We start from the raw sequence: 15,751 nt of genomic DNA, 5'->3' as shown, positions 1-15,751 counted from the left end.
CCTATGACTCAACGAGAAGAGAAGCACGCGACACAAGTCTTCGTTGCGAAAAAGATCGTGACGATGAATCCCATGCAACCCTATGCGACGCATGTTGCGATTCGCGACGGCAAGATTCTCTCGGTGGGCGACGCTGACGACGTCAAGCAATGGGGCGATGCCGAAATCGTCGATACGTTCAGCGATAAAGTGTTGATGCCCGGCTTCGTCGAAGGCCATTGCCACTTGATGGAAGGCGCGATGTGGGACGCCGTCTACGTCGGCTACTACGACCGCCGTGGCCCCGACGGCCGGCGCTGGCCAGGCCTGACATCGCTGGACGCCGTGATCGAGCGCCTGACGGCGGCGCAAGCCGAAATGACGTCGGCCGACGCTCCGCTGCTCGCGTGGGGCTTCGATCCGATCTTCTTCGGCACCCAGCGCCTGAGCGTGCGCGAACTGGACAAGGTGTCGGCCGAGCGGCCCATCGTGATCCTGCATGCGAGCGTGCACCTGATGAACGTCAATTCGCCGATGCTCGCGCGCGCCGGGATAGACGAGGAAACGGATATCGACGGCATCGACAAGGACGAAAGCGGACAGCCCACCGGCGAGTTGCAGGAGTTCGCCGCAATGTTCCCGGTCTACCGCGTGATCGGCGCCGGCCTCTCGATCGCCGCGAGCGAAAGCACGAAGGCCATCTGGAATTTCGGCCGCGTCGCGCAACTCGCCGGTGTGACGACCGCCACCGATCTGGTCAACGACTTCTCCGAACAGGGCAATCGCAATCTGCGTGAAATCACGGGGAATGCCGATTTTCCCGTGCGCATCGTGCCCGCGTTCGCGCCGCAACGCAGTCCTGAAGGCGGCGCTCAACGCGTGCTCTCGGCGATGGAAACCGCGACGCCGAAGCTGCACTTCGGGCCCGTCAAATTTATCGTCGACGGGTCGATCCAGGGCTTCACGGCACGCCTGAAATGGCCCGGCTATCTGAACGGCAAGCCCAACGGTTTGTGGCTGATTCCGCCGAGCCAGTTTGTCGAGGTGTTCAGGCCGTTTCACGAAGCCGGCCTGCAACTGCACGTGCACACCAACGGCAACGAGGCGACTGAACTCGTGCTCGACGCGTTCGAACGGCTTCTCACGCTTTATCCGCGACGCGATCATCGGCATACGCTGCAGCACTGTCAGATGGCGGACGCGAGGCAGCTCGCGCGCGCGGCGAGCCTTGGCTTGTGCATCAATTTCTTTTCGAACCACATCTACTACTGGGGCGATGCGCACTATTCGCAGACCATGGGCGCGGATCGAGCGAATCGGATGAACGCCGCGGAATCGGCGCGCCGCCTGGGCATTCCGTTTGCGTTTCATTCCGATGCGCCCATTACGCCGCTCAATCCGCTCTTTACTGCATGGTGCGCGTCGCAACGCGAGACCGCATCGGGCCGAGTGCTCGGTGCGAACGAACGCGTGCCGATTGCCGACGCATTGCGCGCAATCACGCTCGGCGCCGCTTACACACTCAAGATGGATCACCTGGTGGGCAGTATCGAAGTCGGCAAATTCGCGGACTTCGCGGTGCTCGCCGAAGACCCCGCCGAAGTCGCGCCGCGACGTCTGAAGGATCTGGAAGTGTGGGGCACGGTGCTGGGCGGCCGCATTTTCCAGGCGCCGGCGGGATGAGTGCGATTCCGCTCGTCGTGATTGGCGGCTATCTCGGCGCCGGAAAGACGACACTGCTCAACCATATTCTGAGCAACGCGGGATCGCGGCGCATCACCGTACTCGTCAATGACTTCGGCTCGATCAATATCGACGCTTCGCTGATTCGCCAGCGCACCGACGACGTGATCAATCTGGAAAACGGCTGCGTCTGCTGTTCGATCGGCGGCCGGCTGGTCGAGGCGCTGCTGGCCATAAGCTCGCGCACTGACGCACCCGATCTGCTGATCATCGAAGCGAGCGGCGTGTCCGACCCGGTGCGTATCGCGCAGATCGGTTTGCTCGATCGCGCGTTTCGTCTGGACGGCATCGTCGTGCTTGTGGATGCGGAGCGCGTCGAAGAGACGCTGGCCGATCCTTATGTCGGCGATATCGCGCAGCGGCAGATCGCGGGCGCCACGGCCATCGTGCTGAACAAGATGGATCTGCTTGGCGAGCCTGCACGCGAGGCTGTCAAAGCGCGCATTGAAGCGCTTGCGAATAGCCGTGTCATCGTTCAGGCCACACACGCGGCCGTGCCGCTCGGTTTGATCTTCGAGGAGGCGCATGCACTACCCGCGCGCCCTATCGGCGCGATGCCACTGGCCGCCTCGCCCACCCCGCGCGATCTGTGCAGCTTTTCATTTGTCACCGACGCGTACCTGAGCCGCAAGAAACTCAAGGACGCGTTGCGGAGTTTCTCGGCAAAGCTGTTGCGTGCGAAAGGTTTTGTCCGACTGGAGAGCGACGGCGCGGTGCATGAATTGCATGTGGTCGGCAACCGCGTGGTAATCAGCGAGTCGCCGGCTTGCACATCCGCCCAATCACAGATCGTGCTGATCGGCATGTTCGACCGCGAAGACGAGTTGACTGCGCGCGCGGCGCTCAAAGCCGCGGAAATCGGACTATGACTCCGGCCAACCGGACGCACGTCGAGAAAGCTAGCGCCTCAACTCGGAGACAATCTTCTCCGCCAGAAAATCGCACGGCGGACGATTCGAAGCCGTGCTGCGGGCCAGCACCATTTCCAGCGCGGTGATTTCGGGCAAGCCGTGCGCGCGCCCAAGCAGCGTGAAGTGTGCGGGCACCGCGCAGCGCGCGAGCGGCACGATCGCGAGACCTGCTTCGGCCATCGACAGCAGGCCCAGCAGACTCGGACTTTCATATGAGGTGCGGTACGGAATCTTCGCGCGCTCCAGGCTGCGAATCGCGTTCTCGCGCGCGACGCTGCCCGGCAGGAATACGGCGATCGGCAGCGGCCGTTCGCGCCATATCTCATCGGCGCTCGGCGCGGCCGCCCATTCCATGGGTTCATGGCGAATGAACTCGCCCGACAAGCCCTTGACTCGCGTCGCGCACACCAGATCGACCGATCCGTCTTTCACCATCGGCGCAAGCGCGACGCTCGGCAAACCGACGACCTGAATCTCCACCTTCGGATAGGTCGCGGAAAACTTCTTGAGGATCGGCGGCAGCAGCGACGACGCGTAATCGTCCGGCACGCCGATGCTTACGCGCCCCGTCACGTCCGGCCGAACTACCGCCGCCCACGCTTCGTCGCGTAAGGCGAGCATGCGGCGAGCGTAGGTCAGCAGGACTTCGCCGTCCTGAGTCGGCACCACATTTCTCGGCTTGCGCACGAACAGCGGCTTGCCCAGCGCGGTTTCGAGCGTCTTGATCTGCATGCTCACCGCCGATTGCGACCGATGCACGACCTCCGCCGCCCGGCTGATGTTGCCGGTGTCAGCGACGGCGACGATCATGGTCATCACGTCCAGGTCGAGGGCTTTCAAGGAGTCTGGTATCAGAAAAGTAGATAGATTCGATCAATATTACGCGATTTTCTAAAGTTGCGACATGGGGCATAGTGGGCGCAAAGGAGCCAGTCCATGAATGCCCGTACCGACCTCTCAGTGCTTGCCGTACCCGAACTGTCGTTTGCGACCATCGCATCGGGCATCTGCGTGCCGTACGTCGAGTGCGGAGAAGGCGAGCCGCTCGTGTTCGTGCACGGCTCGCTGTGCGACTATCGCTACTGGAATGCGCAGACGGCCGCGCTCTCGCAGCATTTCCGCTGCATCTCGGTGAGCCTGAGCCACTACTGGCCGGCGAGCGAGGCGTGCATTCAGGGCGAGTTCGGCTGGCAGACGCACGTCGGCGAACTGGCCGAGTTCATCGAGGCGATCGACGTTGGGCCCGTGCATCTGGTCGGCCATTCGCGCGGCGGCTGCGTGGCGTTCCATGTTGCGCGCGACAATCCGCGGCTCGTGAAGACGCTCACGCTCGCGGACCCGGGCGGTCCGCTGCAGACCGACGGTATGCCGGAGGCGGCGCTGCCGGCTACGACGAATGTGTTGCGCGCGCGCGTCGCTGAACTCATCGAGAGCGAGCAGATCGACGCGGGCCTGGAGCTTTTCGTCGATTCGGTCAGCATGCCGGGAGCGTGGCGCAAGAGCCCGGTCGCGTTCCGCACCATGGCGATCGACAACGCGGGCACGCTGCCCAAGCAACTCCGCGATCCGTTGCCCGCCTATTCCCGTGAAACCGCGCGTGACGTGAAATGCAGAACGCTGCTGATCGAGGGCCAGCGCAGTCCGCGCATGTTCCGCAACAACGTCGAAAAGCTCGCGGAGTGGATCGATTATGCGGAGCGGCAAACCATCGCCGGTGCGTCGCACGGCATGAATGTGTCGAACGCCGGTGCTTTTAACAGGCTCGTGCAGGCGTTCGTCAGCTTCTGATTCCGGCGTGGGTCGGCGTGGGTCGCGTGGTTTGGCTCGGCGGTGCGGCAGGCGAAAACATCAGAGGTCGAAGGTGCCGCGATATTTCTCGTCGGCGGCCGAACACGTATTGATTTCGACGAGAACGCCACCGGGCGCCTCGCAGAAAAACCGCGAGCCGCGTTCATACTTGCACACGCCGCTTTTCATTACGACGCCGGCGCCAGCCATCTGTTCGTATAGCGCGCGAACCTCCTCTACGGACGCCAGCTCGAAACCGTTGTGAAAGTTCCGCGGCCACTCGACCAGATGGTCGGCGGCGTCATCGATCACGATGTCGAAACCGGGGCGTTTCAGAAACCAGCTCGTCCCTCGCGCGCGGCAACCGTCCAGCCTAGATGGTCCTCGAAGAAGGCGGCGGTGGCGCTCACATCGGATGAAGGGAAGCTGACGTGATTGAGCTTCATGGCAGTCATGATATCGGTCATCTCGATCTCCGTTGAATCGGCTCGCTCGCTGCGTTCCGTACGGAAGATGTCGGAGTAAAAGCTCGCATTCCATACTTGCATCACCCGGCTCGGGCTATCGCCCACGCAGGCCCGTGCTACGGCCGTTTCCGGACGTGCGATGCCAACTCGCGCGGGGCTTGCTCACGTTTTCTCGCGCGCTTCAGGGCCGACGAGAAACGTCACCGTGCGATGTTCGTGCGCGCCTACCGTAACGAATGCCACGCGTGGCGCGATAGCAAGGTGATGGTGCCACCTGATGCGCCCGTCACGCTGTAGACCGGCGCGGACGTGTGGGAAACGTACCGGCGGCGCTTCGCGACGTGCCGCAGCAGGCAGGCTTTCCGCTCGCTATCGAGTGGCCTGAGCTACCGGCATGAAGCCGCTATTCGCGGGCATGTGGTTCGGCTCATGTGCCTGGTGTTGACGGTGCTTGCGGCGCTTGCGCCGGGTGCCTGCACCTTCGTGCACATCAACGGCAACTCCGACCACATAGAAGACACAAGGGGGCACGGCGGGGGTGGCGCTACCGCCCGCACGCCGCGAGCAACAGCGTCCCGACCCGCGGTGAACGGGGCATCATGACATTCTTCGATTCGTATCCGGTGCCCGCCGTTCGCGCCGAAATTCGCAATATTCACTCTCATCACGATTGTTGGCGGGTGTACGTGCTGTGTGGCATTTTCTCCAACGCATCTTCCGAGATAACGGCACGCAGCATCGGCCACCACACTATTTGACAGTACTGTTTTCCTTGATATACATCATAGCTGTTACCGCTCCACCGCTACCGCCAAGCGGATTTTGAAGTATGTATTCATGCTTCATGGTTGCAAAAGAAAGCGTCACATGCTCATGACATATCGAACCATTAGCAACCGGTGAGACGTTGGTAATTACCACGTCATACATGGTGATGCGAGCGAACTCATGAGGTACGGTGCCTGCCTTACGCATGGTTAATACAGCTTTTTCAATGTGCTTTCCAGTAAAGCAGTATTTAGCCAGGTTCGGACTAGCTCGATCATATGCGTGGAAAAATCCAAGGTCTGACACTGAAGCCTTGCCCGCGCCGCCGCCTGATCCCGAAAGCATGGAGGAATTTTGTGCGACTTGCCAACTCCACGACTGGACATCAATTTCGTCGAGATGTTCGAAGTCTTGAGATTCTCCCGAAATGCCGTTGATATCAATAAAAATATCTTGCGCCATAATTAAAAGTTTGGATATTGTTTACTGGAGATGACCGATCATTGCGCTGAGTCCGCCACCGGCGATTAATCCTTCTGCCTCGCCCGCCAATAGAAGAACGGCAGGAGCGCAATCCAGGGCCTTCTTTGCCATATTTGCGAAAATGCCGGGATTTACCAGCCAGGGAGCAATTAATTCCGTATTAATGCCGAGCAACATAATTGATCCACCGTATCCCGCTAGCAATCCCGCGCCACCGTCGAAATATATTGTTGCACCCTTAATATCGGATGTCGATAGTTCTTGCCTGTGAAAATAGCTGGCCATATAGAGTACGCCGTCGCTCGTAAAATCTTTCGTAGAGCCCGTGCCAGACATTTCCCTGTTCAATATTGGAATAGGCGGAAGTTTGATTTTCGGCAGTCCTCGTGAGTAGCCAATTCCAAATCCGAAATAAGAAAAATCGTGAGATTGTTTCTGCGGATCATCGAGAATAATTTTTCCGCCCGAGATGGATAGTAACTCAATGCCAAGCCCGCCCGTTGCGCTCGTATTGAACGACCATCCGCTTTTACGCAACGATATCATTTGCCACTTCTCCTTTCGAACAGATTGCGTTTCCAGAACAAACAATCAACCAAGGTAGAGCACAAGAAGACCATTCCAAGTGCAAAACACACAAGCGGTAAATCCCAGATATCCATAAAACGATCAATCTCTGAAGTGTGAGTGGGGTCATCTGGCCTGTAGCGGATGGGTAGTGTGTCGCCGACATTTGCGGATATAAATGCCGATTGCGAAGAGGAAATATGCTCGCCTGTTTGCGTGTCAAATTCCACCTGAACATGGTGGCCGCCGTGATTAAGCCGGGTGACTTTGCCACTCACAACTACGGAGTTGTTTATAAAATCCGTAGTCCGTGAGTATAAAAAATTCGCTGCAACCAATAAAAATACGCCGCCAGCGAAAAATATAGCGTTTTTTGAAATTCGATTTAGCTTTTCTTCCTTAATCGGCATAGTGACGAAGAGTCTGTAGCATTTAGATGATGGCGTGCGAGCATGCAAAATAACAGATCAGCCGGAGAATGTGTTTTTGAGATTTGGTGGTCCTACGCACCGCGGTTTAAATGGCGGCGACTTTTCCCCCTGCCAATCTGCCAGAAGGGGTTCACGTTGATGCAGCGCTGTCGCTTTCTGGGCGGGAGATCAGCGCTATTCCATCGCGCGGATGAGCCAAAAGGTGAAAAATTGGTAAATCTTCGAAAATTATGCAAATTGATTCGAGGTCGAAAGTGACAACGATGGCTCATCGCTTACGAGCCTGTATGAGCACAGGCTATGCAGCGACATTGAAGCCGTCGCACCTGCGCAGATCTGCAGATAGATCGGCAACTGCTGCTGCCTGTCGATTTCAATGGTCAAAGCGGAAGTCGGAACGGTCGTGACGGTCTCGCGGACAAGGGAAGCGGCAGACGATTTGTACTAGTCGGATCGTCGATTCCTGGCACTTTCCGATTGGCCATGATTCTTCCACAATGGCCTCACGCGATGAGACGGCGGCGAACACTTTCGCGCGATACGACCCTCGCCCGGCTCCCGCGCGTTCATTTACTCTCATCTGGAGAATGTGCCATGAAAATCGTCGTAATCGGTGGGTCCGGCCTGATCGGATCGCGTCTTGTCACGCTGCTTCGCGAAGCGGGCCATGAAGCGCTCGCGGCATCGCCGCGTACCGGTGTCAACGCTGTGACGGGCGAGGGATTGGATAATGCGCTCGCAGGCGCGGACGTCGTGGTGGATGTGACAAACGCTCCGTCATGGGAGCCGCAGGCGGTACTCGATTTCTTTCGTACTTCGGCGCGCAATCTTGGCAAGGCCGAAGCGGCTGCGGGAGTGCGGCATCACGTGGCGCTATCCATCGTCGGCTGCGACCGCTCGCCGGAGAACGCGTACTTCGCCGCCAAGGTCGCGCAGGAGGAACTGATCAAAGCGGCCGGCGTGCCGTATACGATCGTGCGCGCGACGCAGTTCATGGAGTTCATCGGCGGTATCGCGGATTTCAGCACGGTCGACGGCACGGTACGTGTCGGCGAAGGACTGTTTCAGCCGATCGCCGTAGACGATGTCGTAGCGAACCTCGCGCAGATCGCGCCTGCTGCGCCGCAAAACGGCACGGTCGAGATTGCCGGCCCGGACCGCGCGCCCTTCGCGGAGATCGTCTCGCGTTATCTGAAATCGGTAGGCGACGCGCGCCCGGTGGTAACGGACCGCGATGCGCTGTATTACGGCGGCCGCGTCGAGGAACAATCGCTCGTGCCGCTCGGTGACGCGCGGATCGGCCGCATCAGTCTCGACCAGTGGCTCGCGCGCTCCAGGACGGCTTGATTGCAGGTTTAAGCGAAATCTGAATCAGCCTGTCCGTACGTGGCCTGATAGGCGCCGTCGGCCCGATCGGCGTCGAAACGGAATAAGAATTTTTCTAGGGAAAGATGAGCATGTCATAGAAGGTTGTCGTCGTGACCGGCGCGTCGCAAGGCATCGGTGCCGAAGTCGTCAGGGCGTTTCGCAAGCTCGGCTACCGCATTGTCGCGAACTCACGCTCGATCAAGCCGTCGGACGGCGCGAACATCCTCACCGTCGCCGGCGATATCGGCGACCGGGCGACGCTCATCGTGTCATTACCGAAGGCGTCGCACGATTTGGCCGCATCGACACGCTGGTGAACAACGCCGGCATCTACATCGGCAAGCCTTTCACCGAACACACTACGGAAAACTATGCCGCAGTGGTGAACGTGAATATGACGGGCTTTTCTTACATCACGTAGCTCCTGTCTACGCTTCAACAATCGTCGCGTCATAGTCTTCATCGACGAAAGCGACGAGAAACTCTTCAGGCATCAGCCACGAATCAACGCTGACCGTCTTCGTATCAATGTCCACGTTGACCTTCGCGTCGGCGTCGACGGTCCTCATCGCATGTTCGATAGCCGGAATATCGTCGGAGCGAATTTCATCTTTAACCGAGAATTTCACTTTTCATTTCTCCACTAGATAACGTTCATACAGCCCGCCGCCACGACCTGCTTCGCGCTCGACGAACTTCGTGGCTCGCGGGCGCCTTGCTACATCACGTTGATATCCGCACCATTCGTCTTTATCCGCGTCATGGTCCGATAGAGCCGAATGTAGGCGCATTGACTCGAGTTTCGAATACCCGCACCGTACAAACAGTCTTGCGCAGCGGGAACAAATCGAAAATCGGGCCGAGTCTTGACGCGCTGAAGCTACGTTGAGGAGACTTGTTCTGGAGACTAGCCGGCACCCCGGCTTTGCCGACGTTTTTCGAAGCGGACATTCACGAATGTCCGTCGACTACGCATCGCCTCTGTCGCCCAGAAAAATTCTGTGGATATTGGCCGGATACACCCAGTCGTGCGCCTGGCGCTCGATGAGATCCATAAATGCCGGCGGACCACTGCAGTAGATCTGAGTGTTCGCATGCGCTGGACTCATCGCGTGAGAAGTTGCCTGTTCCAATCGGTCAGCACCCAAACCGAAATGATGATAAACCCTGCTTTCGCTTTTGAGCGCATCGAGTTCTTCCCGAAAGACTGCACGTTCGGGCGATCGAGCGAAGTTGTGCAGCTCGAATTTTTGCCCTGCCAACGCCAGCCGCTTTGCGATTCCCGCAATCGATGCAGCGCCAATGCCGCCGGAAAAAAGTATCGATTGTGTACGACCGTCCAAAATAACTGAAGGACTCCGTGTCGTTACGATAAACGCCTCGTCGCCTTGGCTCAACGTAATGTCTGCTGTTTTTGAATCTGCGTTGCCATCATCCTGTCTCACAGCGATGACATAGGCACGCGGCCGGGACGTGGAACGGCACAGCGGATATATTTTCTCTTTGCGGACGACGTCGTCGCGAACGAGCGTGACGCAAGATCCATCGTCAAACGGCGGAAGCTCCGATCTGCATCTGGTTTGAAGCTCGACAGCATGGTAACTCTCGGCAAGTTGCCATTTCCGGGTAACGACGACTGAGAGGAGTTTGTCGTGCATGTCTTCTCCAATATGACCTCCGCCTTCCTTAATCGGAAGTTCGCCGGTGTATGGATTGCATGAGATGGCCGGTCCAGCAAACTGCTGGAGGGTGGTTGAATGTGAGGTTCAGGTTAGGGCGGAAGAGATCCACCAGCAAGTCGTTCAGCGCGAATACCACCTATATAACCGCGCTGATAAAGGGTAGGTTGCCGGCCCGGTGCAGGAGATGGTCGCGCGGGCCGAGCTCGCAAAATTCGTAGTTGGCATGGTGTCTCAGCGTCTTCCAACGCGCTGGCGCCCTCCAGTGCTACCGTCATCAGTGGCAGGTGCCCGATTTCGCCGTTATCGACGGATGCGCCGCGACGATCAATCGGGTGTCGTCGAATGAATCGCCTTCAAAACCTCGCTCGTGAACCTTGGGTCTCCCACTTCGACGTCCGCGGACAATCGCACGGTGATTTCCTGCAACAGCCAACCGTTGCCGTCAGGGTCAGTGAACGAAGCGTAAGAGGCGTAGCTTTGTCGTGTGGGATTCAAGCCGCTAACCACGTTATTCCCGTCAGCATGATGGAACACGCCGCCCGTATCGTGGAATGGCTCGCTGATCTCGATGCCGCGACGGAGCAGGTCGTTACGGACGGCCACAATGTCGGACACGATGAGGTGCAGCCCCTGGACCGAGCCGGGCGCGGCCTTGGTGATGTTCTTGCCGAACATCACCGAACATCCGGAGCCGGGCGGTGTGTACTGGATCACGCGGTAGTCGTCCCTCTTGAAGTCGATATCAAGTCGCCAACCTAGATCGCCGTAAAAGCGCTTGGCGCGATCGACGTCCGAGACGGGGATGACGACGATCTCGAGCTTCGTGTCGTACATGCCGGCGCGCGAAGTCTCAACTGCGTGCCCGCTTTGCATTGGGTTGTTGCTCATGTCTGGCTCCTTGGAGGCGTTGGCTACGGGTTCCCCTTCTACCGCTTCGGGTAGGTGAACACACGATAGGTGAAAACGAAACGCAAAAACATGGCAAGTGGCGACACAGTTTCCTGTATTGATTCCAGCAGGAACACGACGATTTAGCCGTCATTGCGTCAAAGTGCCTGGCACGTTTCGGTGTTCGAAGTAGCGTTCCGCTATGGATCATCCTTACGCCGAGGCGACGCGCCGCAGCCCCTTCGAAAGCGAGATCCGCGCCCGGAACGCACTCGTTTCAGCCTGCTGTGGCGGACGGCGAAGTCCCTCATACCATCGGATGCTCCAGCAATACCTTCGCCGGATGGCGCGCACCTGGAAGCCGGTCTTGAATAGAGGTGTTCGTTGAACGCGTCTCCAACACGATGCCCTACGACAGTGTCCGCTTGACGTGGTGGCAGCCTCCGTCTCGAGAATTGATCAAGCCATTTTCGCGGCACGAGGGGACTCCGGACAACTGACCTGAACAAAGACTTCGAGAGTTTGCCCCGGCAATGCCGCGTTTAGGCACTTGCCTCAATGAACGGAGATTGGCAATGAAAATCCTGTTGGTTTTGACTTCGCACAATGTGCTTGGAGACACCGGCAAGCCGACCGGCTTCTGGCTGGAAGAGTTCACCGCTCCCTACTATGCGTTCACAGACGCCGGTGCGGAAGTCACCGTGACTTCGCCCAAGGGGGGCCATCCACCGATCGATCCCAGAAGTGACGATCCGGACAATCAGACCGACTCGATGCTGCGGTTCAAGAAAGACCCTGCGACGCAGAAAGTGTTGGCCAACAGCGTCAAGCTCGCTGACGTCAAGGCGGCCGACTACGACACGATCTTCTATGCCGGCGGTCATGGCCCGATGTGGGACCTGACCAATGACAAACACTCGATCGCCTTGATCGAGGATTTCTACAACGCGGGCAAGCCGGTCGCCGCCGTCTGTCATGGCCCTTGTGTTCTGCTGAAAGCCACTTACGAGGGACAACCTATCGTCAAGGGCAAGCGCGTCACCTGCTTTACCAACGACGAGGAAGAAGCCGTAGGACTGACCAAAGTCATGCCCTTCCTCGTCGAGGATGAACTCAAACGCCTGGGCGGCCATTTTGAAAAGGTGGCGAATTGGGGCGTACTGACCATTGTCGATGGACGCCTGATCACCGGCCAGAACCCAGCCTCGTCCGGCCCGACTGCCGTGGAGTTGCTCAAGGTTCTGCAGGCCTAGTTTCAGTCCGGCGGGGGCCCCTGAAGTCGGCGAGCTTGTGGGACCGCTTTCTCGAGGGACAGGGGCGGAACGCTTCGATCACGCGGAGGATGAGATGCCGAGAACATACGACAGCATTACGCTCGAGGACGCAAAGCGGATGGTGTCCGCCGCAGAGGCAAAGGCTGCGAGTCTCAGGGTCGCGTACAGCATCGCTGTGGTTGACGCCGGCGCCGATCTGGTCGCTTTCTTGCGTCAAGATGGCGCGATTATCGGCAGCATCGACCTTGCCATCAACAAGGCAGTGACAGCGAGAATCTTGGAGAAAACCACCGCTGATCTCGCCAGGCTCGCGCAATCGGGGATGCCACTGTTCGGGATCCAGGAAAGCATCGCGGGTGAAGTTGTCATTTTTGGCGGCGGCATTCCCGTCGTCTTCGACGGACACGTTATCGGTGCCGTGGGAACCAGCGCAGGAACCATCGAGCAGGACATTGCAGTCGCGCAGGCCGCGCTAGCTGCGCTCGATGCTTGAACGAGATCGTCCAACGCAATGCTGCCGGGTAGCGAATGTCCTGAATCAGGAGCGGAAAGCGCGAAGAAATCCTCGCGCGGACGTCGCCCAAAGCATCCTTACTATCGGTGATAGGAGCCCCAAAATGACAGCGGCGACGAACCCTGTTGAAATCAAAGTTGCCCGGCAGTCCCCAGCGTATTGGCGTGTGACGATCGACAACCCGCCGATCAACGTCATGGGCCCTCCCATGATCGCCGAGTTCCACGAGCTCATCGGCGCCCTCGAAGCCGACGAGCAGGTCAGAGTCGTAGTCTTCGACAGCGCGGTGGACGGCTACTTTTTGAATCACTCAGATTTTCTGGCCAGGTTCGAGGACCTCGCCGCCATGCCGCCCGGCCCCACAGGCTTGCCGCAGTGGCCGGATTGCCTCGTTCGCCTGACACGCGCACCCGTTGTCTCCATCGCCCTCATTCGCGGGCGCGCGACGGGCAACGGCAGTGAACTGACGCTCGCCTGCGATATGAGTTTCGCCAGCCGCGAGAGAACGATCCTCTCGCAATGGGAGGTGGGCGTGGGGCTGGTCGCCGGAGGCGGTCCGATGGCCCGGCTGCCGCGGCTCATCGGCCGCAATCGCGCGATGGAGGTGCTGTTGAGCTCGGAAGACATCAGTGGCGACCAGGCCGAAGCCTATGGCTACGTCAACCGGGCGCTCCCCGATACCGACCTCGACGCATTCGTGGACGCGCTCGCGACCCGGATCGCAGGCTTCGACAAGTTGGCAATCGCCAACACCAAGCGCCTTGTCAACACCAGCCTGCCACCGGATGTCGAAATCGCCGCCGGGTGGGACGCGTGCATGGCGTCGCTAGGGCGACCAGCCGCGCAGAAAAGCATCAAGGCGCTGCTCGCACGCGGTTTCCACAAGCCGGGCGATGTTGAAGATCGGCTCGGATACTATCTTGGCCAACTCGCATGAAGCTGTCCGTCGTCTGGCACGGAGCGACAGGGTAAAAACCGGCTTCATCGACGACTCGCCTCATGTGTCGAAGCCAATCGAGGCCACACCGCTCGTTGAGGATTGTCGCGAGGGAAATCTCAGATGGACAACGAGTCAGTAACATCGGGCAGCGCGTTAGTCCGCGAACCAGTGGGCGAGGCGCAGCGTGCGCGGGAGGGCGAACTGGCCGAAGATCCGACTGTGCGCGACCATCCGCGTTTCCAGCAGATGTTTCCGGTCCTGACTCAAGCCGAGGTCGACAGGCTGCGGCGCTTTGCCAGCCGTTGCCGCTACGCCGCGGGTGAACTGCTTTATCGCGCCGGAACCATCAGCCCGGGTGTGTTCATCCTGCTTTCAGGCAAGGTTCGCATCGTCGGACGCGACGGTTTGGGCCGCGAACGCGTCGTTCGGACTCAGACAGGGTACGGCGAGTTTACCTCCGATGTCGCACAGCTCTCGCGCAAGCCCGCCCTGCTCGACGCGCACGTCGTAGAGGATGTCGAAGCGCTGTTGCTGCGGCCCGACGGACTCACCGCGATGATGATGAGCGAAGCCGACCTCGGCGAAAAAATCATGCGTGCGTTGATCCTGAGGCGCGCCTTGATCATCGAGCGCGGGCAGGGCGTCGTTCTCGTCGGACCGCCCGGTAACGCGCGGCTCGTAGCCTTGCAGGATTTTCTTCACCGCAATGGCTGTCCGCAAACGACGATCGATGCGCAGAGCGATGCGGAAGCTGTCGCGCTGCTCGACCGGCTGACGACGCAGCCCGACGATTTCCCGCTGGTGCTGTGCCCCAACGGCACGATGCTGAGAAACCCCGACGAGGGTCAACTGGCTTCATGTCTAGGACTCGTTCCCGAGTTCGATTCAACTCACGTCTACGATGTGGCGATCATCGGCGCTGGACCGGCGGGGCTCGCGACGGCGGTCTATGCCGCATCCGAAGGGCTATCGGTGGCCGCATTCGACGGCCGGGCGCCAGGCGGCCAGGCCGGTACGAGTTCGCGTATCGAAAATTACCTGGGGTTTCCCACCGGCATCACCGGACATGCGCTGGCGAGCCGCGCGTTCGCTCAGGCGCAAAAGTTCGGCGCGCATCTCGGCATTCCCTGTGAAGTCAAGATGCTGTACTGCGATCGGCACCCGTTCATCGTGGAGCTTGACGACGCGCGGCGCATCTCCGCCCGTACCGTCGTGATCGCGAGCGGCGCGGAGTACCGGCGTCTCAGTGTCGAAGGACTAGCGCGTCTCGAATCCCATGGCGTCTATTCCTGGGCCTCGCCGATCGAGGCGAGGCTTTGCCGCAAAGAATCGGTGCTGCTCGTGGGCGGCGGCAACTCCGCGGGACAGGCTGTGGTGTTTCTGGCGACGCACGCGGAACACGTCCACCTGTTTATCCGCGGCTCGAGCCTCGAAAAGAGCATGTCGCACTATCTGATCGAGCGTGTTACCGGGCTGGAGAACGTGACGGTTCATACGCGTACCGAACTAACCGCACTCGAAGGTGACGCACGTCTGGAGCGCGTGCATTTCCGCGGCGCCGGCGGTATCGAGGGGACGATGACGGCGCACCATCTGTTCGTGTTCGTGGGCGCCGAACCGAATTCAGCCTGGTTGAAGACATGTGGTGTGTCGTTGGACAGCAAAGGATTCGTCTTGACGGGCACCGACCTTCCCGAAGCGGGCCTTGCAGCGTCACCTTTGCGGACAAGCATCGAGGGTGTGTTCGCGATCGGCGACGTTCGCTCCGGCTCGATCAAGCGTGTCGCGGCCGCAGTAGGTGAAGGCGCGGCTGTGGTACATCAGATTCATAGTTACCTTGCCGCGTCGGGCAGCTGAGGCACGCGAATTCACTTGCTCGGACAGCGCCACAAGACAAGCCTCCAGTTGACGTCCGCAATGTCGGTCTGTGCTTTGTGGTCGCAGCGCA

General features: G+C 59.4%; 16 protein-coding genes and 2 pseudogenes. 10 read left to right on the top strand and 8 right to left on the bottom strand.

Features of this window, described 5'->3' with window-relative positions; translation table 11 throughout:
* Nucleotides 1-3 precede the first annotated feature (3 nt).
* Together B0G80_RS40880 and B0G80_RS40875 are read left to right on the top strand one after the other, a co-directional pair.
* On the top strand, nucleotides 4-1,662 hold the full coding sequence (locus B0G80_RS40880) for an amidohydrolase (protein ID WP_116123218.1): 1,659 nt from the start codon (nucleotides 4-6) through the stop codon (nucleotides 1,660-1,662).
* The gene (locus tag B0G80_RS40875) at nucleotides 1,659-2,591 is read left to right on the top strand and encodes a GTP-binding protein (RefSeq protein WP_116123217.1); all 933 of its coding nucleotides are present in this window, start codon (nucleotides 1,659-1,661) and stop codon (nucleotides 2,589-2,591) included. Before B0G80_RS40880 ends, B0G80_RS40875 begins: the two co-directional genes overlap by 4 nt.
* 30 nt (nucleotides 2,592-2,621) lie before the next feature.
* Here B0G80_RS40875 and B0G80_RS40870 read toward each other — a convergent pair whose 3' ends face one another.
* Complete coding sequence (locus B0G80_RS40870) at nucleotides 2,622-3,443, bottom strand: LysR substrate-binding domain-containing protein (protein ID WP_181196480.1); 822 nt, start codon at nucleotides 3,441-3,443, stop codon at nucleotides 2,622-2,624.
* A gap of 126 nt (nucleotides 3,444-3,569) precedes the next feature.
* Here B0G80_RS40870 and B0G80_RS40865 point away from each other — a divergent pair, with 126 nt between their 5' ends.
* Nucleotides 3,570-4,421: an alpha/beta fold hydrolase gene (locus tag B0G80_RS40865; RefSeq protein WP_116123216.1), complete on the top strand. Its 852-nt coding sequence runs from the start codon at nucleotides 3,570-3,572 to the stop codon at nucleotides 4,419-4,421.
* 60 nt (nucleotides 4,422-4,481) lie between these two features.
* Here the strand turns inward: B0G80_RS40865 and B0G80_RS48355 are convergent.
* Nucleotides 4,482-4,888, bottom strand: a pseudogene (locus B0G80_RS48355) (VOC family protein).
* Nucleotides 4,889-5,199: 311 nt separating this feature from the next.
* Between B0G80_RS48355 and B0G80_RS48350 the strand changes: the two are divergent.
* Nucleotides 5,200-5,286, top strand: coding sequence for a phage tail assembly chaperone (locus B0G80_RS48350; protein WP_106276950.1), 87 nt, complete (start codon nucleotides 5,200-5,202; stop codon nucleotides 5,284-5,286).
* Between the two features lie 352 nt (nucleotides 5,287-5,638).
* Here the strand turns inward: B0G80_RS48350 and B0G80_RS40850 are convergent, their stop codons facing one another.
* From B0G80_RS40850 to B0G80_RS40840, 3 genes are read right to left on the bottom strand one after another with little or no spacing between them, the layout of a single operon-like run.
* Nucleotides 5,639-6,118: a type VI secretion system tube protein Hcp gene (locus B0G80_RS40850; RefSeq protein WP_116123215.1), complete on the bottom strand. Its 480-nt coding sequence runs from the start codon at nucleotides 6,116-6,118 to the stop codon at nucleotides 5,639-5,641.
* Nucleotides 6,119-6,139: 21 nt separating this feature from the next.
* Nucleotides 6,140-6,685 carry a hypothetical protein gene (locus B0G80_RS40845; RefSeq protein ID WP_116123214.1) on the bottom strand — a complete coding sequence of 182 codons (546 nt, stop codon included), beginning with the start codon at nucleotides 6,683-6,685 and terminating at the stop codon, nucleotides 6,140-6,142.
* A complete protein-coding gene (locus B0G80_RS40840) occupies nucleotides 6,682-7,116 on the bottom strand; it encodes a DUF3592 domain-containing protein (RefSeq protein ID WP_116123213.1) in 435 nt (144 codons plus the stop codon). Before B0G80_RS40840 ends, B0G80_RS40845 begins: the two co-directional genes overlap by 4 nt.
* A gap of 615 nt (nucleotides 7,117-7,731) precedes the next feature.
* Here B0G80_RS40840 and B0G80_RS40835 point away from each other — a divergent pair.
* Nucleotides 7,732-8,484, top strand: coding sequence for an SDR family oxidoreductase (locus B0G80_RS40835; protein WP_116123212.1), 753 nt, complete (start codon nucleotides 7,732-7,734; stop codon nucleotides 8,482-8,484).
* 152 nt (nucleotides 8,485-8,636) lie between these two features.
* Nucleotides 8,637-8,923 (top strand): annotated as a pseudogene (locus B0G80_RS40830) (SDR family NAD(P)-dependent oxidoreductase); the annotation flags it as partial.
* A 10-nt stretch (nucleotides 8,924-8,933) separates the two neighbouring features.
* Here the strand turns inward: B0G80_RS40830 and B0G80_RS40825 are convergent.
* From B0G80_RS40825 to B0G80_RS40815, 3 genes are all read right to left on the bottom strand, one after another.
* The gene (locus B0G80_RS40825; RefSeq protein ID WP_116123211.1) at nucleotides 8,934-9,134 is read right to left on the bottom strand and encodes a copper chaperone; all 201 of its coding nucleotides are present in this window, start codon (nucleotides 9,132-9,134) and stop codon (nucleotides 8,934-8,936) included.
* A gap of 339 nt (nucleotides 9,135-9,473) precedes the next feature.
* A complete protein-coding gene (locus tag B0G80_RS40820; RefSeq protein ID WP_116123210.1) occupies nucleotides 9,474-10,163 on the bottom strand; it encodes an oxidoreductase in 690 nt (229 codons plus the stop codon).
* 348 nt (nucleotides 10,164-10,511) lie between these two features.
* A complete protein-coding gene (locus B0G80_RS40815; RefSeq protein WP_116123209.1) occupies nucleotides 10,512-11,075 on the bottom strand; it encodes a VOC family protein in 564 nt (187 codons plus the stop codon).
* A gap of 575 nt (nucleotides 11,076-11,650) precedes the next feature.
* Between B0G80_RS40815 and B0G80_RS40810 the strand changes: the two genes are divergently transcribed.
* The 4 genes from B0G80_RS40810 to B0G80_RS40795 all read left to right on the top strand — a co-directional run bounded on the left by B0G80_RS40810 (nucleotide 11,651) and on the right by B0G80_RS40795 (nucleotide 15,660).
* Nucleotides 11,651-12,328 (top strand): type 1 glutamine amidotransferase domain-containing protein, encoded by a 678-nt coding sequence (locus B0G80_RS40810; protein ID WP_106276935.1) that lies wholly within the window; start codon nucleotides 11,651-11,653, stop codon nucleotides 12,326-12,328.
* Between the two features lie 94 nt (nucleotides 12,329-12,422).
* Nucleotides 12,423-12,842, top strand: coding sequence for a heme-binding protein (locus B0G80_RS40805; RefSeq protein ID WP_116123208.1), 420 nt, complete (start codon nucleotides 12,423-12,425; stop codon nucleotides 12,840-12,842).
* Between the two features lie 124 nt (nucleotides 12,843-12,966).
* Nucleotides 12,967-13,800 (top strand): enoyl-CoA hydratase/isomerase family protein, encoded by an 834-nt coding sequence (locus B0G80_RS40800; RefSeq protein WP_116123207.1) that lies wholly within the window; start codon nucleotides 12,967-12,969, stop codon nucleotides 13,798-13,800.
* Nucleotides 13,801-13,923: 123 nt separating this feature from the next.
* A complete protein-coding gene (locus B0G80_RS40795; RefSeq protein ID WP_116123206.1) occupies nucleotides 13,924-15,660 on the top strand; it encodes an FAD-dependent oxidoreductase in 1,737 nt (578 codons plus the stop codon).
* Nucleotides 15,661-15,751: the final 91 nt, after the last annotated feature.

It is taken from the genome of Paraburkholderia sp. BL6669N2, from assembly GCF_003387275.1.
In the GTDB taxonomy this organism is placed as follows: Bacteria; Pseudomonadota; Gammaproteobacteria; order Burkholderiales; family Burkholderiaceae; genus Paraburkholderia.
This window is presented reverse-complemented; position numbering and strand designations above follow the sequence as displayed.